Raw genomic sequence first — 23,271 nt, 5'->3', positions numbered from 1 at the left:
ATGAATTTCGTTAGTGCTATCACAACCTATACAGACTTGTTTTATCAAGTTCATTGTTTGTGGAATCATGCTCTTAATGAAAATTCCCCAAAGGCTTTATCAGAAATAAACCGTATGCTGGATCGCGTCTTCGATAAAATAGTTATAGAACAAGGCCCTGGGGAATTTTATAGAGCAAGAATCGTTTCGCCAAAGGACTATGATAAAATTCAGTTGAAAAGTAAGATTGTTCTGGATTCAGAAGAATCTGGAATAAAAGGCTTCTGTTCAGACGAGATGGGGCCACCGCCATGCGAATATGTCGAGGATGGAAGGGCTAACAAGCCAAAAACGTCTTTTCTTTATTTAGCCAGTGACAGAGCTACTGCTTGTTCAGAGGTCCAACCTATATGTGGGGATTTTATATCCGTCGCTCCATTTGAGCTGCTCCAAACAGTGCAGGTAGCTGATTTGCGAAATATTCCAGATGATTTGAGCCGATTCACAAGTAATGATAATCTTGAGCAGCTGATAGACATGGTGTTTGCCTCTGTCCTTGTGGACTTTTTTAGTGTTCCTGTAAAGCAAAAAAACGCCAAAGAAATGTACAAGTATAGTCAGTACGCTTCCGACTATTTGCGGAAAAAAGGTGTTTCTGGCCTGATGTATAATTCTTCGCATAATTCAAATCCAGGAAGTTACAACCTGGTTCTTTTTAATCCATCTACTGCAAAATGTATGGTTGAGTATGCTGAAATGATAACCTGTCTTTCTGTTGCGGCTTCTTTCCAAAATATTTCTGAAAATGTTTATGGGGACGATGTAGCCGAAATCATGACAGCAAAAAAGGAAATTCCAGAATATAACTGGGCAAGTACGGCCGTATTACAGCGAGACCTACTTAAACTTAAGAAAAAGGCATGTGATCATACATGAAACTCAAATTCAAATCTCAGGACTTTCAAACCCAGGCAGTCAATGCCGTGGTAGACTTGTTTACCGGCCAGGAGAAAACGAAAAGCACCTTCTCCGTCATGGATGACCGCCAGACCAATTTTCTGAATGAGCTGGGCCAGGGTAATGCTCTCTACATTGACCAGGAAACATTGACCGCCAATATGCACACCGTCCAGAAGCGGAACAACCTGCCCCTGACCCCCACAGCGGAAGGCTGCCAGTTCTGTATTGAGATGGAAACCGGCACCGGCAAGACCTACGTTTACACCAAGACTATCTTTGAGCTGAACCGCAAGTACGGATTCACCAAGTTTGTTATCGTGGTGCCGTCGGTGGCCATCCGGGAAGGCGTCTACAAATCCTTTCAGGTCACGCAGGAGCATTTTGGCCTGCAATACGACAATGTGCCCTGCCGGTACTTTATCTATAACTCCGCCAAGCTATCCGATGTTCGGCAGTTCGCCACCAGTTCCAACATCGAAGTGATGATTATTAACATCGACGCTTTCAAGAAGGCGGAGAACATTATCAACCAGGCCCAAGATCGTTTGGGTGGCGAGACGGCCATGGGCTTTATTCAGAATACCCACCCCATTGTCATCATCGACGAACCCCAGAGTGTAGACAACACCCCAAAGGCCAAGGAAGCCATTGCAACGCTCAATCCCCTGTGTGTACTGCGGTACTCTGCTACCCACCGGGAAAAAATCAATCTGCTTTACCGCCTGACTCCGGTAGACGCCTACCAGATGGGGCTGGTCAAGCAGATCGCCGTATCCTCCAATCAGGTTGCCGGTGGCTTCAATCAAGCCTATGTGCGGCTGCTTTCCGTCAGCAACGACAAGGGCTTTAAGGCCAGAGTGGAACTGGATGTGAAGGGAAAGACCGGAGCCGTGACCCGCAAGGCCATGACTGTCAAGCCGGGCGACGATTTATTCCTGCTGTCCGGCGGGCGGGAACTGTACGAAGGCTACACCGTTACCGGAATTGACTGCACTCCCGACTTTGAACATATCGAGTTTGGCAACACCCAGGAGGTCAAGCTGGGCAAGGCCATTGGTGATGTGGACGAGAACATCGTCAAGAAGGCGCAGATCCGGCGCACCATTGAAACCCACCTGGACAAAGAGCTGCGGTATCTGGACAAGGGAATCAAGGTGCTGTCCCTGTTCTTCATCGACAAGGTGGACAAGTACCGCCACGAGGACGGAACACCCGGCATCTACGCCACTATGTTTGAGGAGTGCTATCAGGAGCTGATCGCAAAGCCCAAGTATGCGCTCCTACGAGAGCGATTCAGCACAGATGTGAGCAAGGTACATAACGGCTACTTCTCCCAGGACAAGAAGGGACGCTTGAAGGACACCAAGGGCGACACCCAGGCCGACGATGACACCTACAACATCATCATGCGGGACAAGGAGTGGCTTCTCAGCTTTGAGTGTCCGCTGCGGTTTATTTTCTCCCACTCGGCGCTGCGGGAAGGCTGGGACAACCCCAACGTGTTCCAGGTCTGCACCCTGATCGAGCAGAAGTCCACCTTTACCTGCCGCCAGAAGGTGGGCCGTGGCCTGCGCCTGTGCGTGAACCAGGACGGTGAACGCATCGAGGACAAGAATATCAATGTCCTTCACGTCATGGCCAACGAGAGCTTTTCCGAGTTTGCTTCCACCCTCCAGAAAGAGATCGAGGACGAAACTGGCGTCAAGTTTGGTGTACTCCAGCTCAGTTTGTTTGCTGGGATGACCTATCAGGAAGAAGTTACCCGTGAGCATACGATTGACAGAGAAGAGGCCCACGAGCTGGTAAAAACCTGGATGGACGACGGCTCCATTGACAAATGGATGGCCGACCCCGAAATGACGGCAGCGGAAGAAAAAATTACAGCGGAATTGGAATCAGGGAAAATCACCGAACCGCCCAGCCCCGTAACGGAAGTCATGCGCCAAATTAAAAACGGTGCGACCGCTGAACAGGCAGCAGAGGCAATTATTGGAATCACCAGTACAATCACTACCGTAGAGGAACATACCGTCACCCACGAGGAAGCTACGGAGCTGCTGGAGCATTTTGAGCAGAAGGGGTATATCACCAGCACCGGTAAGGTCAAGGATACCATGAAGAACGCTTTGAAGAACGGAACCCTTGACCTGCCGAAAAAATATGAAGCTGCCAGAGAGCGTTTTGAGCAGATTATCGCCAATGCCGACCGGAAGCCCCCGGTGCGGGATGCCTCCCGTGATGTGGTGGTACGGCTCAACAAACAGGTCATGCTCTCCCCGGAGTTCCTGGAGCTGTGGAGCAAGATCAAGCAGAAAACCGCCTACCGGGTGAGCATTGACACAGAGCAGCTGGTGAAGAACTGCGTCAAAGCCTTTCAGGAAATGCCCCATATCCCCAAAACCCGTCTGGTGTCCCAGACTGCCGATATTCACATCCAGCAGTCCGGGATCAGCCACATGGAACGGGAAATGCGGACGATGGAGATTGCCAACGATTATCAGGCCCTGCCGGACATCATCACCGCCATCAGCGATGAAACGCTGTTGACCCCGGCTACCGTCAATCGGATTCTGGTAGAGAGCGGACGGTGTGGCGATTTCCTCAACAATCCGGAGGCATTTCTGGAGCAAGCCGTAGAGCTAATCCGCAGCCACCGCCACGCCTTGGCTATCGACGGTATCCGTTATGTGAAGCTGGATGGCCAGGAATATTATGTGCAGGAAATCTTCGACACCACGGAGTTGCTTGCTAACCTGGATCGAAACGCCGTAAAGGTGGAACACAGCGTCTATGACTATGTGGTTTACGACAGCTCCACGGTAGAGAAGCCGGTGGCGGTGGCCCTGGACAACGACCCGGATGTGAAGATGTTCTTCAAGATTCCCAGCCGCTTCAAAATTGAAACCCCCATTGGCACGTACAACCCCGACTGGGCTGTGTATCTGAATAAGAACGGTGAGGAAAAGCTGTACTTCGTCCTGGAAACCAAGGGTGACACCAGCTTTATGCACCTGAAAACCAGTGAGCAGCTAAAAATCCACTGCGGCAAGGAGCATTTCAAAGCACTGGACGCAGGTGTGGAGCTGGAGACTGCAACCAGTTGGACGGAGCTGCGCAAGCGCATTTGACAGAGATAGAAAGAGCTTTTTATCTCACATCTCGTCCTTGATTCTTGCGCTTTCCCTTGTTGGAAATCTGCTGCTCCTTCTGCGTCTGGCGCACCATTCTCCGCACGGCCAGCCGCTCTGCATCCTCGTCCAGCATCCGGGACACCGCCTTTTTACTGTCAAACATCAGAAGTGGGCTGTACTTCTCAACGTAAACCTGCTGTACCTGGTGCTCCGCTTCCTGCTCCTTGCCGGGGCGGATGGACTGTTTTGTTTCGTAGAGCTGCACCAGGTCAAAGCCCTGGGCCTGCTCCCGAAGCCCAGCATACTCGTTCAGGGCAGCGTCCAGCTCGGCAGAATATTTCTGTTCCTGTTCTTCCAACCGTTTTAGGCTCTGTTCCATAGCTACAATGTCTTTGGGAAATTTATCGGCGGCATCTTCCTCGGTATATGCCAGCGAGGCCAGAAGCAGATTCTTTTCAGAACGCAGTTCCTCCAAATCCTCTGTCAGTGCCGTTATCTTAGTCGCAAGTTCACGGTGCCGGAACACATGGACAGCAGAGAGCGCCTTTTTCTCGGAAAGCAGACTGCGGCGCTCTTTCGCCTTATTCCGGATGTCTTTTGCAAGCTGATTGTACTGTGTGAGGGCAGGACGCAGCGTATTCAGCGAAGCGTTCAGGCGTTCTTTGCCTTTGCGGAGATACCCCATCTGATAGCAGAATAGCAGCAGATTTTTACGCAGGTTCTCCATGGCCTCGGCAAGCGCCGGGATGGTATTTTTGACCGTCTGCGCCAGCTTTTTGACCTGTCCCCTCAGCTCCCGGAGCAGGGCATTGTCCGCCTTGATCTGCCGGTTCAGCTCGCACCGGTCAGAGATAATGCCCTTTTTCTCCATGGCTCTGGCAACCACACCCTCATGGACCGTAGGCTGCTCCAGCAGCCCACGCTCGGCATGGCTGCGGTGGTCGATGCGTTCTTCGTGCCCGGTGCGCTCCAGATAGCGGTTTGCCACATCCGCCCATGCAGCCCGCCACAGAACAAGTTGCTCATCGCTGTTCCAGCGTTCCGTGATGGGGTTCTGTCTGCCAAATTTGGTGCTTTTGGGGTACTTGGACACCCGTTCATAGCCCTGCGCCTGCGCTGCGGACGGGGACATATACACCTTCTTTTTGCCCACTTTGTACTGGTACTGTTTCTCCCAGCCGTCGGCCTGCGCCTGCTTGAACTCGGCGGCGGTAAAGCCCCGTTCCTCGCCGTCTTTGACGCAGAGATATTCTTTCTCAGTCTTGTACTGCCATTTTCCCTTTTCATCCAGCGGGCGCACCGTCAGCAGGATATGGGCATGGGGATTGTGTCCGGGAGGATATGGGTCATGGATGGCAGCATCAGCGCACATTCCGTCTGCCACAAATTGCTCCTTGATGAAATCTTGCAGGAGCCGGATTTGTTCCTCCCGGCTCAGTTCTATGGGCAGCGCCGCCACAAATTCACGGGCGAGGCGGCTGTCCTTTGCGGTTTCGGTTTCCTCCACGGCGTTCCACAGGGTTTCCCGATCCTGCCACTCTGCGGGGGCGGTGGCTGGCAGAAAAACCTGCCGCCACCCAAGGCCCTGTTTGCGGGTGTAGTCGTGCTGCACCCCGTCATACTCGTTGAGCATCCGGGAACAGCTCAGATAGGCCGCAGCAGCTACGGCGGAGCGTCCGGCTCCACGGCTGACCATCTTGGCCTCCAAATGATAAATCGCCATAAATCACCTTGTCCTTTCTGAAAGGGGTGCCCCGAAACAGGGCACCCTTGTTTTCGCTCAGTGCGTCGTGAAATACGACGCACCACCAGCAGGGGTGGAACGATTCGTTCCACCCCTGTATCTGTGTCAAGCTGCCGGTGGCAGGTTGACACAGGCAGGCGGCGGGATGGGGGGGCAATATACCACCCCATGAACAGGGGCTTCCAAAACGGAAACCCCTGCGCCGACTGCATGGACAAGGCTGGCAGTTTGGCAGAAATGCAGCCTTGTCCAGCGGCTCCCGCAGGAGCCGCAATCCCCCTCGGAGAGCGCACGTGCCCGACCAACGGGAGGGCTACCACCGCCTGCTTTAGCAGGTGGTGAGTAAGTGCGCCCTTCGGGATAAAAAAGAGGAAGGCCCCCGGTTTCCCGGAGACCTCCCAGCCGTTTTCAATCGTGTCCTGTCAGCTTTCGCCGCAGGTATTCTTCCAGATTATCAAGCCCTACCGCCTGTACTTCCGGCAACACTTTTTCCAGTACAGCGCCCTCCTGAATGAGCCGCCTTGTCCGGGCTTTTCGCTCCTTCACCCGGTCCCGTGCCTGGGCTTCCTCCAAGCGGTGCTTTGCCTGCAACAGTTTCTTTTCTTCACTTGTCATAGATTTACCTCCGTTTCTGCCAGATCAGGTCATAGCCCAGCACATCGGCCAGCTCCACAATCTCCTTGTAGCGGATAGATTCCCGCTGGAGCTTGGCGGACAGGTTGGAAACGCTGTCCGACCAGCCGTATTCCTCATGGAGCCGGTCAACTACCTCCTGCATGGTGTATCCCGCCCGGACGATCTGTGCCTTAATCTCGTTGCGTACCGTCATCATAAAAAATCCTCCTAAATTTACTTGATAAAAAAGCGAAGCCGGTACGCCCTCTGGCATAACCGCTTCACTGTGTCGTGAAAAATTCTCTCGTCAACAAATCCGTTCAGAATTGCCGGTGTGATGTCCTGCCCATAGGTCGCACCTTCCGACTTTTCCGTTTCGTGTGACTTGGCTTGAAACCGTGCATTTTTCCATGATTCCATGCACCCGGTTCACCGGGGCGAGAATCACGGTTTCACAAAATGATTTCTTCCAACCGTCAAATACTTTTCGTTTCCCACTTGCCTTGATTTAACATAGGGATTTGACCGGTGATTCTGACTGCCATAGCCGCCGAATTGCTATAAAAGGGAGAACAAGGGTCAATCAAAGCGTACGTACGTACACGGTTCAGCGCCGCCATTCTTCCGGCACATCTTCCGGTACGTACGTACGCATCGAATCACCGGAAAACACTGATATATGATTTCTCACCAGTACCTCAATCCCCAGAAATCCACGCACCCGCCGTCCGGCTGCGTTGGTCACATTGTTGCAGTATTCCAGATTATAGCGGCTCTGGCAGGCGATCAGGGCTTCGCTGAAGCTGCGGGGTTTCAGGGCAGGCAGGTTGTTTTCGGTGCAGTAAATCTGGTATGCCTCATACAGTTCTTTGGAACTGGCAGATAGATCGGCTTTCAGGCGAACATATCCGTCAGAATCCAGAAAATCATAGACATTGTTGTTGTCCCGTTTGACTGCCTCCCGGTTTTCTCTGGTGCGGTCACTTTCGGTGAATTTGAAGTTGTTGGCGGCCAGCCGCTGCAACCCCTCAAAAGCCCACAGCAGAATGCCCTCTACCTCGGCTTTCATCTTCTCGGCCAGATCGGGATCATCCACACGGCCAGCAGGCTTTTCCTTTGTAGTCAGCACCAGTTGGCGGCGGTAAAAGCCGTCGCTCCGGTCAAACAGGGCCTGCAAATCTCCGTTGGAGAAGGCCAGCAGCCGGGCGCACATCCATCCCTGATAGCTCTGCTTGCCCTTGCGCTCCAGGTCCATCTTGCCCTGGGCGGTAACAATGGATTTTACATAGTTGGTCTGGCGCAGGGCCTCCATCCGCATATCATCATCCACGCACAGGAGGATATGTTCCAAATCGGCACGGGCAAACCGGTTCTCGGATATTTTCCCGATGCTGCCATCCTTCATGTTGGAACCGAACAAAGTTCCCAGCACAGCGCCGATTTGCGACTTTCCCTCGCCGCCGCTGCCCTTAATGACCATCATCCTTTGTCCCTTGTTGCTGGGAATCAGGCAGTAGCCGATATATTCCTGCAAGGTGGGGATGTCCTCCGGGTAGAGCAGACCATCCAGAAATTGCAGCCAGAGGACAGGTTTCGGAGCGTTGGGGTTGTAGGCCACGGGGAAGCGGTTTCGGACAATTTTCGGCTTTCCCTTTGCAAAGGTTCCGTTCAGAAAAAGTGTGCCGTTGGAAAGATGAATCCGATCCGGCTCCGGGGGAAAATCCTCCACCAGCGCCGCCAGTTTCATCAGCTCCACAATGTTGCTGATTTTGCGGGGAATGTTGCTGACCGCACAGCATTTCAGCTCCTCAAAAATTTCTCCCCGCAGGGGCAGTTCATCGGTCACACGGCCTTCGGGCGTGAAAAAAGCCCCGTTTGTGAAGATGATCTTATGCGTCTGCAAGAACTCCTCACAAAACAGGGCTTCGTTGATGCTTTTGCCATCGAACCAGACGGGCATCCCGTCAAGCTGCGCTTTGTTTTTCATGGGCACTATCCTCCTTTTTCAGCCTGTTCAGCCGTTCCTCCAAACCGGCAATCAGACCGTCCTTGTTCAGCATTTCTACGATTTTTACCCGCTGTTCCAGCTCGGCGGCAATCAGCAAATCCGCCAGATACTCCACGTAGTCCAGCATCTGGCAGGCTTCCACAAACCGGTCATCCAGAGCATCTTCCGGCGTCTTGGGTGCGTACTGCACCTTCCAGCTTTCCAGAAGATGCAGATAATCACACAGCACCCGCAGACAGCGCACTTCCTCCTGCCGGTATGCTTTCAGCAGAGGACGCTCCGGTTTGGGCAGGGCAGCCGCCGCAGGGGGCTTGTCCGGGTCAATCCCAAAATCCTGTGCCAGCTTCTGCACTGCCTCGTAACTGCTCAGGCCAAACAGCCTTGCCACAAGGTCGATCACATCGCCGGTGGCCCCGCAGCCGAAGCAGTAAAAATATCGTTCATTCAGCTTCATGCTGGGGTGTTGATCCTCATGGAACGGACAGCTGCACATCCCGTTTCGGTTGACTTGCAGCCCATAGTGTTCCGCTGCATCCGGCACACAAATATTCTGTTTTACCAGTTCAAAGAGTGTCATAAAAATCCCTCCGTTTCAGGGCATAAAAAAACGGCCTGCCCGGTTTGTTTGGGCAGGCCGCAGTCTTTATGCAGTTTGTGATGTTTCCATTTCCTTGGCTTTCCGCTTTTCCTGCCGGTAGAATTTCTCCCGGCAGGCGGGTTTGCAAAATTTAGCGTTGGGGCGGACAGACTGGAACGGCTCTCCGCAGCACTGGCATACCAGCTGGTACGGTTCACCCGGAACGATGAGCCCCTCGGCAATCTTCTGTTTACGCTCCTTCTGGCGCAGATACTTTTCATGGTCACGGATGCGCTTCTGGCGGCGCATTTCCTCCGCAGCCAGTTCTTCCTCGGTGGGTTCGGGCATGGGCACTTCAAACTTCCCGATAAAGTTCAGATAAATCTCGATTTCCTGCACCCGTTCCCCGGTGCTTCTGTCCGGGGCATGGACCAGAATTTTCTCCACAAATTCATGAATCATGGGTGCGGTCAGCTCGGTGAAATCTGTATATTTCTGTGCCAGCGCCAGAAAGTGGCTGGCACGGTCGGTGTCCTCGTGAAACTGGTCCAGCTGTGCCTGCTCGGAGGCAAGCAGTTGTTCCAGCTCGGCCTGTTCCTTTTCATACTCGGCACACAGCAGCTCGAACCGTTTTTCCTCCAGTTTGCCCATGGCATAGGTTTCATACAGTTTTTTAATCAGCACATCCAGCTCGGCGCTGCGCTTGCGCTCCTTGGCGACCTTGCGTTTCAGCTCCTTGGCCGCTTCCTGCTGGCGAACCTGTGAAATGCTGCGAACTTTCTGAATAAACTCCTCCTTGTTCTGGATAGCATAGCTGGCGGTAGTGCGGATGGTTTCCAGAATCAGGGCGTTCAGGGCCTTGGTGCTGACGGTGTGGGAAAAACACATCTGGGTTTCTCTCTCAAAGGTCAGGGTGTAGGTGGAGCAGTTAGAGAAGTCGGTTCCATACTCCCGCCCATTCTTTTTGCGTTTGCCCCGGTGGTTATACATCTTGGCTCCGCAGTCGGCACAGAACACAAGGCCGGTCAGGGGATTGGCGACGCCGGTGGTATCTGTCCGGCGCACCGTCCGTTTCACCTGCTGGGCCAGCTGCCAGGTTTCCGGGTCAACGATGGCCTCGTGGGTGTTCTCAAAAATCAGCCAGTCGGACGGGTCATTTTTTACCCGCTTATCCCGGTAGGACTTTTTGGAGGAACGGAAATTCACGGTGTGCCCCATATACTCCGGCTTGATCAGCATAGAACTGACCGTGAAGCCGTACCAGTCATAGGGGCGGCTGGTGTCCACGGTGTTCTTACGGCTGCCTCTGCCGTTGCGAGCCAGATAATAGGCGGGGCACTCCACCTTTTCCTGTGTGAGTATCTTGGCAATCTCATGGGGGCCGTGCCCCTCCACCGCAAGCCGGAAGATCCGCCGCACCACGGCGGCGGCTTCCTCGTCCACCAGCCAGTGGTCCTTGTCCTCTGGGTCTTTTTTGTAGCCATAGATGGCGTTGTTGGTGGTTGGCTTGCCCGCCTTGCCCTTGACACGGTATGCTGCCGAAACCTTTTTGGACTGGTCACGCAGATACCATTCGTTCATGATATTAAGAAAGGGGGCAAACTCGCCGCTGTCCTGTTCCTCGCTGTCAATGTTATTGGCGACAGCAACAAAATGAACCCCATTCTGCCGGAACATCACCTCGGTGTAAAAGCCGGTTTGCAGGTAGTTTCTGCCGATCCGACTTAGGTCCTTACACAGCAGGTGGGCCACCTTGCCCGCCTCGATGTCAGCCACAAGGCGCTTCCATGCGGGACGGTCAAAGTTGCCGCCGGACCACCCATCGTCAGTGTAGTGGACGATATTGGTGTAGCCCCGCTGTGCTGCATAGCTTTCGAGATACCGTTTTTGGTTCAGAATGGAGTTCGAATCACCCGTGAGGTCATCGTCACGGGACAGGCGCTCATAAAGCGCAGTGATTTTTTCTTCCGTCTGTCTGTTTGCCATATCAGGCGCTCCTTTCAGACGGACGGCTCATTTGTGGCAGTTCCATTATACCACATTCCGGCTGGTTTGCCAGCCCGTCGTTGCGGATCAGCCGCAAAATTTTATCTTCCATCGTTTCCTCGGCGGTTTCGCTGAGGTAGACACGAACTTTATAGGTGGTGTTGCCAATGTGCCGGGTCAGAAACACGGCGTTTTTATCTGCCATAGGACCTCTCTTTCTTGCGCTTTCGGCGCATCCGGTGTATACTGTTGTTATGGTTCCTCTATTTGTAATCTGCGATTGTGTTACTTCTTTTTTGTGTCAAGCCTGAACATGGCGAAAGCCCCCTTTCTCCAGTGTGAACGAGTCGTTGTAACCCAAGTAACTTGTTTTTAGATTACCCTTTCACTAATAGGAGAAATCCGGGGTGCAAAACGGAACCATTTTTGAAAAATCATAAAATATTTTTTTGAAAAGAGGTGGGGTCATGGCGTATCTGTCTGATGACGAGCTTCTGGATACCGAGGGTGGCTTCACCGGATGGGACGATGGGACAGGCGTAGGGGCGGAAGAAACGCTGGAACAGGCGCTTGCGGAAGAACGTCTGGCCGAGCTGGAAAGCGAGCTGGAGCAGGACGAGCATCCCATCGACTATGAAGCGGAGCTGGAGGACGAGGAGGAAGAAGCTGCCCCGGTCAGTGATAAACGGCTCAAACGGGAGATGCGGGCCGAGGCCATACGGCGGCTGGAGGAAGCAGCACGCACGGAGAAGGATTTCCGGGCCGTGGTGGAGGAATGGAACAAGCTGGACCGGAACCGGGAGCGCCGGGAACGGGACCACGAAAACCTCCGTGGGGATGTGCCGCTGGAATATCAGGCGGTGCCGGAACCAAAGCTCATTCCCCGCTGGATGAACACCCCCGCATACCGGCAGCTGATGGCCGGGAACTTTCTGGACATCCTGTTTGACTGCCCCTATGAGATGCACAACCTGACCGCTGATCCCTTTATTTCCCGCATGGTGGAGGAACTGAGCGAGGAACACAAGGAAGTTCTATATTTTCTCTCTTTGCGGCTGTACAGCACCACCCGGCTTGCCGCTGTGCGTGGGCAGTCTGACCGCAATATCCGCAAGCTGCGAAAGACCATCCACAAGAAATTGCAGCGCCGGATGTATGACCATCTGTGCGGCAAGCAGGAGCATGGCGGCAGCCTGACCTTGCGGGAACGCCAATTTTTGGAGGAATACTCGAAAATCGCAAGAAAACAGGGCAAGGACGCCGTGATCCGGCGGGAAAACAAGACCAAGCGCAGAAAAAAGAAAACCGCCCCTGATAATTGGGACGATTAAGGAGAAAGGGCGTGTATGATGAAAAATTTATTTGAACAGTCCCGTTCCCATTGGGTGCGGTACGATCACTATGAGCTGAAAGCAGCGGAAGATGGCAAACGGTACATCACCCCCGGCAAGAATGCAAAGCCGGATGTCTACAATCCGCTGAAAGAGGTCCCCAACATTGTGCTGGATGCGCTGAATGTGGGGATGCTGATGATGGGGCGCAAGCCGGAAGCAGAAGTAGAAAAGGCGGTAATGGAGTTTATCACCCGGTACGGCCTGCTGGGGCTGATGACCGCCCTGCCCACCACGCCGTCCTTTATGGATTATGAGGCGGTGTACCTGCCGAAAAACCACTTTATCAAGGAAGAATCCATGGCGACAGACAAATACCTGTCCCTGTTTTACCCCTTCGACCAGCTGGACGTGGTGAAGAAAGGCATTGAATCCACGTGGAATGTGTCCGGAGACCGGACCATGATCGCTCTGACCATGACCTTCATGGATGAGCCGATGGCCAAAAATATGAGCTTCCAACGGGAATATGCGGAACCTTACGACTGGGTTGCCCAGCAGTTCAAAGACTGGGCCTTTACGCTGACCACCGCCTTTTTCTACTACAATGACTATGCTTTCATGGGCGAGGACGAACGGGGGCTGCACCGCAAGGCCATGGCTGCGTTCGGCGGGATCGCCCCCAGCTACCACATTGAGCTGCTGGATAAGCCCACCATTTACTGGGATTTTCACTCCCTGCTGTTGGGCATCCAGATGATGTTCAGCTTCATGCTGGTGGACAGTGACCAGCCCCTGCGCCTGTGCAAGCACTGCCAGAAGGTGTTCCTGGGCAGCCGGTCCAACGCCGCCTTTTGCAGCCCACGGTGCAAGAACCAGTACAATGTCTACAAGAGCCGGGGAAAGAACAACAACATATAAATCATCTGCAACGGCTATTTGGATATGTATGATTAGGAGAAAATTATGGAATTTCGTTTGATTGATCTGAAAAGATGGAAAAGAAAAGCGTACTTTACGCATTATTTTGAATCTGTGCCTTGCACATATAGCATGACCGTAAAGCTGGATATTACTACGATTAAAACCGGTAAAGCAAAATTGTATCCCACCCTTTTGTATGCCGTTTCAACAGTAGTTAACCGGCACGAAGAATTCCGTATGGCTGTGGACGATGAAGGGCAAATCGGGATATTTAGTGAAATGATGCCGTGCTATACAATTTTCCATAAGGACACGGAGATGTTTTCAAATATCTGGACCAAGTATATCGGTGATTATACGGAGTTCTGCAAGCAGTATGAAAAGGATATGCAGCAATACGGTGAAAACAAGGGCATGATGGCAAAGCCAAATCCGCCTGTGAATACTTTCCCGGTCTCCATGATTCCATGGACGACCTTTGAAGGATTTAATCTGAATTTACAAAAGGGATATGGCTATCTGCTTCCCATTTTTACGTTTGGACGATACTATGAAGAAAACGGAAAATATTGGATTCCGTTATCTATTCAGGTACACCATGCGGTATGCGATGGATTTCATACCTGCCGTTTTATCAATGAATTACAGGAAGTAATCAAAAGTTTACCAAACCATGGAGGTGACGAAGAATGAGCGAGGAACAGGGACTGACCCCGTATGAAACCAGAGAAATCCTCTTTTACAAGACCGAAAACGGAGAAGTGCGGGTGGAAATCCTGCTCTTTCAGGAAAACCTCTGGCTAACACAGGCAAAAATGGCAGAGCTGTTCGAGGTACAGAAAGCGGCCATTTCCAAGCATCTGAAAAATATCTTTGAATCCGGCGAACTGAGCGAGGATTCAGTTGTTTCCAAAATGGAAACAACTGCGGCGGACGGGAAACGGTATCAGACCAACTATTACAATCTGGATGCCATTATCGCTGTGGGGTATCGTGTGAACTCCAAAAAGGCGACCATGTTCCGCATTTGGGCAAACAGAGTGTTGAAAGAGTTCATCATCAAAGGTTATGTGATGGATGACGCACGGCTGCGGGAGCCGGAGAACTTTTTCGGAAAGGATTATTTCGAGGAACAGCTGGAGCGTATCCGGGACATCCGGGCCAGCGAGAGAAGATTTTACCAGAAAATCACGGACATCTATTCCCAGTGCAGCGCCGACTACGATGTGGAAAGCCCTATTACAAAGGAGTTTTTCGCCACGGTGCAGAACAAGCTCCACTATGCGGTCACCCATCATACCGCCGCTGAGATCGTATATGGCCGTGCCGACAGCACCAAGCCCAACATGGGCCTGACCACATGGAAAAACGCCCCCAAAGGCCGCATCCGTAAATCGGATGTCACCGTTGCCAAAAACTATCTGAACGAAACGGAAATGCGAAACCTGAACGAGATCGTCACCATGTATCTGGACTATGCGGAACGGCAGGCCCGCCGGGGAAATGTCATGTATATGGCCGATTGGGTCACGCGGCTTGACGCATTTTTACAGTTCAACGAGGAAGATATTCTGCATGATAAAGGCAAGGTGACCGCTGCCATTGCCAAAGCCTTTGCCGAGAAAGAGTTTGAAAAGTTCCGGGTATTGCAGGATCGGACCTATCAGAGCGACTTTGACCGACTGGTTGCAGAGACTTCGGCTGATCAGACAGAATAACCGTATACACAGAAAGCCCACGCCTCCGGTTCTCTTTCCGGCTGCGTGGGCTTTTTGGGCCATCGCTTATTTCTTGTTTTGCAGCTGTTCATGGGCTTCCTGCTGGACAATCAACCCCGCCGAAAATCCATACTTGAAATGGCTTTCACTTTCCTCGCACTGGGCGATAGCGTTCTGCGCCCGGAGTTCCTCCACCAGCGCATAGTCCTCTTTGCTGAGCCGCTGGGATAACTGCTCCATCAACGCTGCACAGGTTTGGATCGCCTTGTGGTATTCCGGGGACGTGGGTACGACTGTTTCACAGGGATAAAACTCTCCATTATACATGGCTTCTAAAATCATGGTGTTCCCTCCCTCAACAGTAGACCAGCTCAGCCAGGACAATTTCCTCGGCTCTGTTGTGGATGGAGTTCATGGAGCGCACCCATGCCATCTGGTCGGCAGCTTTCAGGGCTTCTGTGACGCCCTCTTGCTGCATCATGGATTTTTCAATGATTTCCAGCCGCTCCCGGCAGGCGATGTCGATTTCCTCCAAGTGGGGAAGCAGCTTTTCAGTGACAATGAGATCGGTATACAGAATGGGCCGATGTTCTTTTAAGTAGGCACGGCGCATCCGGCCATATTTCCCGATATGGTACTCTTTGGTGTCTGCTAACACAAGGTTGGGAATGAGATAGTCGCCGCATTGGGTGTAAGTCAGTTCCATACAAGGCTCCTTTCGTGAGAATGTGGTTGACAGTTACGGTAGGTTTGAGGGCATCCCTCCTTTATCATAACTGTCTTTTCATTCGCCACAAATGAGCCGCCAGTCATGATGTAATGTTTTTTGGTGTAATCCACCCTCTATACATTACATCATGATTGGCAATACTGTTGCTCTCGCCGTCCAGCGCGTCCTCTTGGGACAGGCGGGCGTATAAAGCGGTAATGTTGTCGAGATAATTGGTGTTTGCTGTCATGGTTCATTCCTCCTGTAATGAACGCCCGACAAACAGGTTGCTGCCTTTATTATACTGCGGTTTGTCCTCTTTGTCAGCAAATGAGGCAATGGCTTCCGAGCGAATGAGCCTCACCATTTTATCATAGAGCGGTTCTGTACCGCCGCAGGAAGTATGTACTTCATAGACCGTCCCGCCGAGCCTGTAACAGACGGTTTCTTGCAGCGGATTTCCTCGTTTTGGGAGATAATCGCTCTCTTTGGTGTTTCGTTTCTTTTCCATTCCGTTCCCGTCCTTTCTGGGAAAGTCACAACAGAGCAAGCATAGGAAGTGTGGCTACACTTCTGCAAAATCTCTGTTTCCGGCCTGCTGCCGGGGCGGAGATTTTTGCTTGTTGGGAGCTTCCCAAACCCTTGTTTTTTGCTTCGCCAATAATACACTTGAAAGGGCGAAAACTACCCGCTAAATGAGCATTTTCAACGAACTAAATGATTTTGCAGTATATAGGTCATTGACTTTATTGTGATGATAGTGTATAGTGGGTATTATAGAACATCACACTAGAACAGGAGGTGATAGTCCTGTGAAGATCGTAATCTCAAATACTTCTGATACCCCCCTATACCAGCAAATCAAAGATCAGATTAAAGATGCTATTTTGAAAGAGGAACTGGTAGAAGGCGATCCCCTTCCATCTATCCGCACCTTTGCAAATGACCTGTCGGTAAGCGTTCTAACAATACGACGGGTTTACGAAGAACTGGAGCAAGAGGGATTTGTAACCAGCCAAGTTGGTATAGGAACCTTCATATCAACAAGCAATCTGGAGTTGTTGCGGGATTCCAAACGCAGACTTGTTGAACAGAAGATGCAGGATATGATTCAAACAGCGAAATCACTTAAAATCACAAAAGAAGAACTGAACATGATGATGGATATTTTGTATGAGGAGGTCTAATATGCAACCACTTTTAGAGATGAAAGGTCTTAAAAAGACATATCCCGGTTTTCAGTTGAATGGAGTATCCTTTTCAATTTATGAAGATTGTATCACGGGTTTTATCGGTGCAAACGGCGCTGGAAAAACCACTACCATACGCTCCATTCTTCACCTGATTTCACATGAGGCGGGCACCATAAAATTTAAGGGTAAAGACATATCAAAAACAGAAAAATCTTTCAAGGATTCTATTGGAGTTGTCTTTGACGAGGGATTCTTCTATGATGAATTAACCTTGACCCAGATGAAGAATTTGATTGCTTCTTCCTACTCCCATTGGGACAACGGGGCATATACGCATTACTTAGATGCTTTTTCTCTTAGACCCGATCAAACCATTTCTTCTCTCTCTCGTGGCATGAAAATGAAGTTCTCATTGGCATTGGCGCTGTCCCACCATGCGGAGCTGCTGATTATGGACGAACCCACAAGTGGCCTTGACCCTCTGGTGAGAAAGCAATTCATTGAAATTTTGAAAGAATTCATGGATCAGGGCGGAAAGGCTGTATTCTATTCCACGCACAACACTTCTGATTTGGATAAAGCTGCGGATATGCTGGTGATGATCGACAACGGCAAAATTCTGTTCGAGGAAGATAAAGATATGCTGTTGGAAGCCCATCGGCTCGTGAAAGGAAAGGGCCTGTTGCCCGCCGAAACCAAAAAGCTGTTCTTGAAAGTGGAGCAAACGAAATACGGTTTTACGGGAGTTACCAACCAAGTGGAAGAAGCAAGGAGGATATTCCCGGATGCTGTATTTGAACGAGTGACGGTCGAGGACATCATGCTTTCCCACATGAAGGAGGGTAAACCCGTATGATTTTACAACTGTTGAAGAAGGATTGCATTATTGCAAAGAACTATGTGGCTGCGGTTATTCTCATTGGGGTGGGCCTGCCGGTGCTCTTGGTCTGGAAACAACCTCAAATGCTTGAAGTGTTTGCACTTCCGGGAGCTGTCTTTATTTCTTCTGTTGCGTTCAATCTTGCGGTTTCCGAAAAGGAAAATATGTACCCTAAAGCAACGGCGCTGCTTTGTGCCACTCCTTATAACAGAGGGAAACTCGTAGAGGAAAAGTATCTGCTCTACTTTTTAATTTATCTTTATTGCTGTGTGGCATTCCGGATTGAAATGGAAGTTATCCCCCAGCTTGCCGCTGTTGATTTCGTGCGGTCTGTTGTCATTGTTTTTTGGATTCAGGTTATTTGTATGGGCATATTCCTTCCCATTCAATACCGATTCGGATATGAAAAAACAAAGCTGTTGGCAATGCTGCTGGTCGTTGCTGGCCCTGTACTTATGAGCGTGGCTAATTCTCTCGTAGTACCGGCAACAGTTACCCAATCGTTCTCTGCCGTTCCCGGTGTAATGTATATCGTGCTCTGGGTGATTGGGGGCGCACTTTGGCTTTTCTCTATGTTTGTATCCAAAAAAATCTTTTCAAGTATTGATTTGTTTTGAGGGTTTGGCATGGGTGAAACTCAATGGATTATGTGTCCCGTGTGTGGCAGTAAAACACGGCTGCGTATTCGATACGACACGGTGCTTGAACGGTTTCCGCTGTATTGTCCGAAATGTAAGCAGGAAACGCTAATCAGTGTACGACAACAAAATATTTCAGTTATTAAAGAGCCAGACGCTAAGACGCAGAGCCGATAACACTGAGGTAAAACCTCGGATGCTATCGGCTCTGTTTTACTTTATAACCAACAATAACAGCCTGCCCCGCCCGAGGGGGAAAAGAAAAAACCGTTGCGGGGCAGGTTGATTTCGTGCGCTCATTCTACAAATTCCAGCGGCGGTTTTGAGAAATCAAGGCTGCCGCTTTCCTCTTGCCCGGCGCAGGATCAGCGGCACGGAGGGAGCCGCCATGCTGATACGACTTACTTTTCACCAAAATAACTTCTTAAAAAAAGCCTATGCCCAGCAGGGGGCAGCTCCGACCACGAGTATGAACTATACCATGTAAGAAAACTTCATATTGCTTTCATTTTCGCCCAGTGGGTCTACGACCTGCCGGGCAAATTTTGTCGGTTCCTGCGGTCTTTCGGTGCGGGCTGGAGCTACCGCAGCAACATGGACACAGGGGACGGCACAACCGGCCCCGGCTTCTCACTCTCCCGCAGATCGGGGGTGAGAAGATGAAGTATATCTCTGATAGTTATGGAGAATGCTGCCGGTTTGACGCTTTCTGCAAAACCGTCCTCCGCAACGAAGCCAAAACTTATCTACGAGATTTGTGCCGCCAGCGAAAACGGGAAATTGAGTTCAGTGCCTTGTCACAGTATGAAATGGACAAGCTCTGCACGGTGGACGAATACCCAAGCGACAGCGTTGTGTTTACGGCCTTTGGCTGCAACCTGCATATCCGGGACGAGCTGGTGGCCGACGCCTTTGCCAGTCTGCCGGACCGGGAGAAAATTATTTTGATCCTGAATTGTGCGTTGGAGCTGACAGATGGTGAGATTGGTGGTATTGCAGGAATGTCCCGCAGTGCCGTCCAGCGGCACAGGACAAAGACACTGAATGAACTGCGAAAAGATTTGCAATCCAAAGGAGTGAGGCACTAACATGACGCAACCAACTTTTAACGGCAGAGTGCTTTTGCCAATGGAGGTGATCGAAGCGGCCCGCGCCGGTGATCCGTTAGCATTGGAGCGCGTATTGCGGTATTACGACCGATACATCAACAAGATTTGTACGCGAACGCTCTATGACAAAGATGGTCTACCGCACATCGGTATTGATGAGTACATGAAGCACCGCTTGCAGACAAAATTGGTGGATGCCATCGTAGTCAGGAAATAGCAAAGTCAAAGGAAGCCGTCAAGGGTCGAGATGAACGCTCCGCGCCCTTGACGGCTTCCTCCGCCTTTGCTGTGTGGTAACCAAGCGGGCTCAAGCAGAAATCTACTTGCGCCCGCTACTATTATGACGTTTATGCCTACGCACTTAGAGGGCAGAAAAGCCTGATGTTGCTGGGGCTTTCTGGAGTGATTGGATAGCCGGAGGTATCTTGCCATTCTTCCCTTGAAAATGCGGTTTGAAATGCGTAGAAAACCGGCGTGCCATTTCCTTACGAAATAGCACGCCGGTTCATTTAGCAACCCTGTTTGTCAGCCGTTAAGTTAGTACGTCTTTGATACTTCCTTATTGGCGTTCACCAAAGCAATGCCTTTCTTTTTATTCTGCAAACAGATTTATGGTATAATCCCCAAGGTTTATGATAAAAGTTGGCTCCTGACTGCCATCGTGATAGGAAGTCATTGCTACAACGGCCATTCCTTCTTTTCCATCCACAACAACTTCGTAAATGTTTGACTTGGGATCGGATTGCGTTAATTTATATGTCCCTGTATAGGTTTTGTTGTTTGTCTGATCAGCAAGGGTTAAATTTCCGTTTTCAGCCTTGCAGGTCATATTTATTTGTTTGGCAGATGATAATGTGCTGCTTCCGCGTTCTCCGAAAGCAATTGCCTGTCCATCTGCATCCATGCTCTGCACGGAAGTCATAACCCAGTCATACTCATCAATTTTTGGGACTTGGCTGTTGTTGCATCCAGTCAGGAACAATAGCAGAACTGCGAATAATAAACCGATTTTTCTCATTTAACCACCTTATTTCCTGCGAGTCTTATAAATGCCGATAATAGATAAGGCAGCCACCAATAGCGTTACAATCAGCGCGCCTATTTTAAGGGATCCATTGGATATATAGATATTGGTTGGACCGTCATATCCGCCGATAGATGAGACATTTTCATGAATCGCATCTATGGCTGTCCAATAATGGAGCATACCAGCCAATTCATAGAACAAGACAAAAACAACAATAACTCCAAGAATGATAAAAACGGTCCTCCATATTTTTCTCTGCCTTTCGTTGCGCTTGGCAAATTGCTCATTTAAGATTTCCAATTTCGCCGCGATTTCTTTTAGTTCCGTATTTTGAGCAGAGTGGTCATTTTGCTCCGTAAGTTCACCTAAAAGAATAGCCACAGTTGTATCCAGCTCATCTGCAATTCGGATCAGCATTTGGGAATCGGGAACAGAGAGGCCTTTTTCCCATTTAGAAACAGTTTGCCGAACAACATTTAGTTTGATAGCTAGTTCTTCCTGCGACCATCCTTTTGCTTTCCGAAGATTTCTTATATTTTCCTGTAACATTTCCTTCAATCCTCCTGAAATATAATATTATTATACCGACAGCAGGGCGTTGCATCAAGCAACGGATATTAACATTGAATGAGATAATAAAAAAATTAGAGAAAATCGACCATAGTGAGGGTATTTTGTTCTTGACAAAAAATATTTTATTTGTTATATTTATATCGTAAGTAGTAAGTGGTAAGTAGTAAGTAAACTTTATAATCAGAAAATAGAGAACGGAGGAGTATATATGAAAAACTTATCCATTACCCAACAATATTTGCTTTGCGTACTCAATAAAAACGGAAAGCTGCCTGCTTTTGGTCTTGAGAAAACGCTCTGCCTGTCTGCTGCAGGTGTGTTGGAGCTTTTAATGGAGGATGTTCTTGCTTTTGATGGCAAGAAACTGACGGTACAATCTACGCTGCCGGAAGAAAAAGGATATCTGCGTCCGGTTTATGAGGTTGTCGAAAGAAAGCAACCGGTTAAATTCGAGGCGATTGTCGAGTATTTCTCATTGACATTCACGGATAAACATATGGATGAGTTAATTGATTCGATTGGGGTATCTCTTGCGCAACAAGGCTGTGTAAAAAAAGAAAAGGGTGGACTTTTCGGTGGTAAGGATATCTATTTTCCTAATGAAACAGATGTAGATTCCGTTGTCCAGAACATTCGTGCTGAACTTCTGGAAGACGGAGAATTGTCTGAAGATATCGTTGCCTTAACAGTACTGCTTAATAAAAGCGGAGATCTGCAGAAATATTTCTCCGCCTATGAAAAGAAGGACTTGAAAAAACGTTTGAAGGAAATCAAAAACACTCCGCAGAATGAGATGATTCAAAAAGTGGTTGAGTATATTGACTCGCTGCTTTGTCTGATTATTGTTGCAGCCACCTGATAAAGGATGGTGAAAGTTGATGGCAAGACAAAGAAGTATGGAAGCCATTCTCGCTTCTGAATATGTCACGATAGGAGAGCTTGTTCGTCTGACGGAAACTCGGTACAGTACTCTGAAATTCTATACTGAGGAGGGATTTCTTCCCTTCAAACAGGAGGAACAGAAGCTGACACGCCGGTATCCAAGGGAAGAAGCGGTACAGCGTGTTGCATACATCAAAAAAATGCGAGAAGAAGGAAAAACAATTCCGGAAATCAGAGAGATATTATGTGGTTGATGTTTACCGCCATTTAGGGTTTCATGAGTTGGATAAGGAACAGGTGACAGATTGCATACGGTACACTCCCATGGGTTTTAATATATAAGCGGGATGATCTTAGTACTCAGTGACGAAGATCTATGTAAAAAGGATAGCATTATTATAATGAGAACGCTGGGAGATGTACAGCCGTATATATTTGGGCACAAGAAAGGAGTGAGAATATGAAACGCGGACTGGATGAAGCCTTCTAAAATAAAGCAATATTTTAGGAGGCTAATGACATGAACTTTAAAAAAATAAATATGGAAACATGGAACCGTGCGGATGTATTCCGCCATTTTATTGACGATGTACGCTGTGTAATGAGTTTGACGGTTGATATGGATATTACCGATTTTCTTTGCAGACTCCATCAAAAAAATTACAAATTTTATCCTACTATGATGTGGGTTGTCTCTTCTGCTGTAAACAGTAGAGAAGAATTTAGGATGGGTTATGATGAGCAGGGTAATGTGGGGATCTGGGATTATGTTTCTCCCTATTATACACATTTCCATAAACAAGACGAACAGTTTGTCAAACTGGTAACGGAGTATAATTCGGATTTTCAAACTTTCTATCAGCATTTCTTAATTGATCAGGAAAAATACAAGGATTACCGGGGCTTTGATTTAAAAGAAATTCCACCAAATGTATTTGATCTATCTTGTCTTCCGTGGGTTCATTACAGAAATTTTGATATGCACATTTTTGATTCCGGTACATATTTGGCTCCAGTAATTACCTGGGGAAAGTATAGTAAAAGCCCAGATGGTCGTACCCTTATGCCGCTTTCCATGAATATTCACCATGCTGCAGCAGACGGATTCCATTTATGCAGATTCTTTTCCGATATAGAATACTGGATGACACAAATTACTTAAATAAAGGAAGGGCCCGTTGCAAAATGATCCAAAAAAAACGAGCGAGGTTTGGAGCCCGAAAGGGTTTCCAAACCTCGCTCGTTGCTATATTCTTAGTTTGTGAAGACACAGAATAAGCAAGACCA

At 49.6% G+C, this 23,271-nt stretch carries 29 protein-coding genes; 16 read left to right on the top strand and 13 right to left on the bottom strand.

The window, feature by feature from the left end; translation table 11 throughout:
• Window positions 1-915, top strand: a complete 915-nt coding sequence (locus WGC32_RS11345; protein WP_342682051.1) for an RES family NAD+ phosphorylase — start codon at window positions 1-3, stop codon at window positions 913-915.
• Window positions 912-4,067 (top strand): type III restriction-modification system endonuclease, encoded by a 3,156-nt coding sequence (locus WGC32_RS11340; protein WP_342682049.1) that lies wholly within the window; start codon window positions 912-914, stop codon window positions 4,065-4,067. The genes WGC32_RS11345 and WGC32_RS11340 overlap by 4 nt, the downstream gene beginning before the upstream one ends.
• Before the next feature lie 19 nt (window positions 4,068-4,086).
• Here the strand turns inward: WGC32_RS11340 and mobQ are convergent, their stop codons facing one another.
• The 7 genes from mobQ to WGC32_RS11305 form a co-directional block, all read right to left on the bottom strand.
• Window positions 4,087-5,793, bottom strand: coding sequence for a MobQ family relaxase (gene mobQ / locus WGC32_RS11335; protein ID WP_342682047.1), 1,707 nt, complete (start codon window positions 5,791-5,793; stop codon window positions 4,087-4,089).
• Window positions 5,794-6,222: 429 nt separating this feature from the next.
• Complete coding sequence (locus WGC32_RS11330; protein WP_002595091.1) at window positions 6,223-6,429, bottom strand: hypothetical protein; 207 nt, start codon at window positions 6,427-6,429, stop codon at window positions 6,223-6,225.
• Window positions 6,430-6,433: 4 nt separating this feature from the next.
• Entirely contained in the window at window positions 6,434-6,643 is a 210-nt protein-coding gene (locus tag WGC32_RS11325; RefSeq protein WP_462933639.1) for an LLM class flavin-dependent oxidoreductase, read from the bottom strand.
• 393 nt (window positions 6,644-7,036) lie between these two features.
• Window positions 7,037-8,416 (bottom strand): DNA primase family protein, encoded by a 1,380-nt coding sequence (locus WGC32_RS11320; RefSeq protein ID WP_342682043.1) that lies wholly within the window; start codon window positions 8,414-8,416, stop codon window positions 7,037-7,039.
• Complete coding sequence (locus WGC32_RS11315) at window positions 8,394-9,014, bottom strand: CHC2 zinc finger domain-containing protein (protein ID WP_342682042.1); 621 nt, start codon at window positions 9,012-9,014, stop codon at window positions 8,394-8,396. Before WGC32_RS11315 ends, WGC32_RS11320 begins: the two co-directional genes overlap by 23 nt.
• 66 nt (window positions 9,015-9,080) lie before the next feature.
• Window positions 9,081-11,000 (bottom strand): recombinase family protein, encoded by a 1,920-nt coding sequence (locus WGC32_RS11310; protein WP_342682040.1) that lies wholly within the window; start codon window positions 10,998-11,000, stop codon window positions 9,081-9,083.
• Window position 11,001: 1 nt separating this feature from the next.
• Entirely contained in the window at window positions 11,002-11,205 is a 204-nt protein-coding gene (locus WGC32_RS11305) for a transposon-encoded TnpW family protein (protein ID WP_007885061.1), read from the bottom strand.
• Between the two features lie 262 nt (window positions 11,206-11,467).
• Here WGC32_RS11305 and WGC32_RS11300 point away from each other — a divergent pair, with 262 nt between their 5' ends.
• Genes WGC32_RS11300 through WGC32_RS11285 form a run of 4 tightly spaced genes read left to right on the top strand, consistent with a single transcriptional unit; the run spans window position 11,468 to window position 14,973 of the window.
• A complete protein-coding gene (locus tag WGC32_RS11300) occupies window positions 11,468-12,331 on the top strand; it encodes a sigma-70 family RNA polymerase sigma factor (protein ID WP_178227504.1) in 864 nt (287 codons plus the stop codon).
• A 15-nt stretch (window positions 12,332-12,346) separates the two neighbouring features.
• Complete coding sequence (locus WGC32_RS11295) at window positions 12,347-13,252, top strand: recombination protein NinG (RefSeq protein ID WP_118638035.1); 906 nt, start codon at window positions 12,347-12,349, stop codon at window positions 13,250-13,252.
• Window positions 13,253-13,297: 45 nt separating this feature from the next.
• Window positions 13,298-13,948, top strand: a complete 651-nt coding sequence (catA, locus tag WGC32_RS11290; protein ID WP_118638037.1) for a type A chloramphenicol O-acetyltransferase — start codon at window positions 13,298-13,300, stop codon at window positions 13,946-13,948.
• On the top strand, window positions 13,945-14,973 hold the full coding sequence (locus tag WGC32_RS11285) for a virulence RhuM family protein (protein ID WP_342682032.1): 1,029 nt from the start codon (window positions 13,945-13,947) through the stop codon (window positions 14,971-14,973). The genes catA and WGC32_RS11285 overlap by 4 nt, the downstream gene beginning before the upstream one ends.
• A gap of 66 nt (window positions 14,974-15,039) precedes the next feature.
• On the opposite strand, the gene WGC32_RS11280 is transcribed toward WGC32_RS11285, so the two are convergent.
• From WGC32_RS11280 to WGC32_RS11265, 4 genes are all read right to left on the bottom strand, one after another.
• On the bottom strand, window positions 15,040-15,315 hold the full coding sequence (locus WGC32_RS11280; protein WP_118638039.1) for a DUF6809 family protein: 276 nt from the start codon (window positions 15,313-15,315) through the stop codon (window positions 15,040-15,042).
• A 13-nt stretch (window positions 15,316-15,328) separates the two neighbouring features.
• Window positions 15,329-15,679, bottom strand: a complete 351-nt coding sequence (locus WGC32_RS11275) for a TnpV protein (protein ID WP_007885050.1) — start codon at window positions 15,677-15,679, stop codon at window positions 15,329-15,331.
• Between the two features lie 103 nt (window positions 15,680-15,782).
• Complete coding sequence (locus WGC32_RS11270) at window positions 15,783-15,932, bottom strand: hypothetical protein (RefSeq protein WP_342682027.1); 150 nt, start codon at window positions 15,930-15,932, stop codon at window positions 15,783-15,785.
• Window positions 15,933-15,935: 3 nt separating this feature from the next.
• A complete protein-coding gene (locus WGC32_RS11265) occupies window positions 15,936-16,193 on the bottom strand; it encodes a hypothetical protein (RefSeq protein ID WP_342682025.1) in 258 nt (85 codons plus the stop codon).
• Between the two features lie 301 nt (window positions 16,194-16,494).
• Here WGC32_RS11265 and WGC32_RS11260 point away from each other — a divergent pair, with 301 nt between their 5' ends.
• From WGC32_RS11260 to WGC32_RS11235, 6 genes are all read left to right on the top strand, one after another.
• A complete protein-coding gene (locus WGC32_RS11260; protein WP_054323360.1) occupies window positions 16,495-16,869 on the top strand; it encodes a GntR family transcriptional regulator in 375 nt (124 codons plus the stop codon).
• On the top strand, window positions 16,856-17,731 hold the full coding sequence (locus WGC32_RS11255; RefSeq protein WP_342682021.1) for an ABC transporter ATP-binding protein: 876 nt from the start codon (window positions 16,856-16,858) through the stop codon (window positions 17,729-17,731). The genes WGC32_RS11260 and WGC32_RS11255 overlap by 14 nt, the downstream gene beginning before the upstream one ends.
• Entirely contained in the window at window positions 17,728-18,372 is a 645-nt protein-coding gene (locus WGC32_RS11250) for an ABC-2 transporter permease (protein WP_342682019.1), read from the top strand. The genes WGC32_RS11255 and WGC32_RS11250 overlap by 4 nt, the downstream gene beginning before the upstream one ends.
• A 9-nt stretch (window positions 18,373-18,381) precedes the next feature.
• The gene (locus WGC32_RS11245) at window positions 18,382-18,570 is read left to right on the top strand and encodes a cysteine-rich KTR domain-containing protein (RefSeq protein WP_082402094.1); all 189 of its coding nucleotides are present in this window, start codon (window positions 18,382-18,384) and stop codon (window positions 18,568-18,570) included.
• A gap of 482 nt (window positions 18,571-19,052) precedes the next feature.
• Window positions 19,053-19,481, top strand: coding sequence for an RNA polymerase sigma factor (locus WGC32_RS11240; RefSeq protein WP_342682017.1), 429 nt, complete (start codon window positions 19,053-19,055; stop codon window positions 19,479-19,481).
• A 1-nt stretch (window position 19,482) separates the two neighbouring features.
• Entirely contained in the window at window positions 19,483-19,719 is a 237-nt protein-coding gene (locus WGC32_RS11235) for a helix-turn-helix domain-containing protein (RefSeq protein ID WP_342682015.1), read from the top strand.
• Between the two features lie 375 nt (window positions 19,720-20,094).
• Here the strand turns inward: WGC32_RS11235 and WGC32_RS11230 are convergent, their stop codons facing one another.
• Together WGC32_RS11230 and WGC32_RS11225 are read right to left on the bottom strand one after the other, a co-directional pair.
• Entirely contained in the window at window positions 20,095-20,520 is a 426-nt protein-coding gene (locus tag WGC32_RS11230; RefSeq protein ID WP_342682014.1) for a lipoprotein, read from the bottom strand.
• Between the two features lie 9 nt (window positions 20,521-20,529).
• Entirely contained in the window at window positions 20,530-21,078 is a 549-nt protein-coding gene (locus WGC32_RS11225; protein ID WP_342682013.1) for a helix-turn-helix domain-containing protein, read from the bottom strand.
• Between the two features lie 232 nt (window positions 21,079-21,310).
• Here WGC32_RS11225 and WGC32_RS11220 point away from each other — a divergent pair, with 232 nt between their 5' ends.
• From WGC32_RS11220 to WGC32_RS11210, 4 genes are all read left to right on the top strand, one after another.
• Window positions 21,311-21,961 carry a GOLPH3/VPS74 family protein gene (locus tag WGC32_RS11220; protein WP_342682011.1) on the top strand — a complete coding sequence of 217 codons (651 nt, stop codon included), beginning with the start codon at window positions 21,311-21,313 and terminating at the stop codon, window positions 21,959-21,961.
• Between the two features lie 19 nt (window positions 21,962-21,980).
• The gene (locus tag WGC32_RS11215) at window positions 21,981-22,238 is read left to right on the top strand and encodes a helix-turn-helix domain-containing protein (protein WP_342682009.1); all 258 of its coding nucleotides are present in this window, start codon (window positions 21,981-21,983) and stop codon (window positions 22,236-22,238) included.
• On the top strand, window positions 22,165-22,326 hold the full coding sequence (locus WGC32_RS15130) for a GNAT family N-acetyltransferase (RefSeq protein ID WP_462933638.1): 162 nt from the start codon (window positions 22,165-22,167) through the stop codon (window positions 22,324-22,326). Before WGC32_RS11215 ends, WGC32_RS15130 begins: the two co-directional genes overlap by 74 nt.
• Window positions 22,327-22,504: 178 nt before the next feature.
• The gene (locus WGC32_RS11210) at window positions 22,505-23,146 is read left to right on the top strand and encodes a CatA-like O-acetyltransferase (protein WP_342682007.1); all 642 of its coding nucleotides are present in this window, start codon (window positions 22,505-22,507) and stop codon (window positions 23,144-23,146) included.
• The last annotated feature ends 125 nt before the right edge of the window (window positions 23,147-23,271 follow it).

The sequence above is a fragment of the Zongyangia acetica genome (assembly GCF_038739695.1).
GTDB classification, from domain to species: Bacteria; Bacillota; Clostridia; order Oscillospirales; family Ruminococcaceae; genus Zongyangia; species Zongyangia gallinarum.
This window is presented reverse-complemented; position numbering and strand designations above follow the sequence as displayed.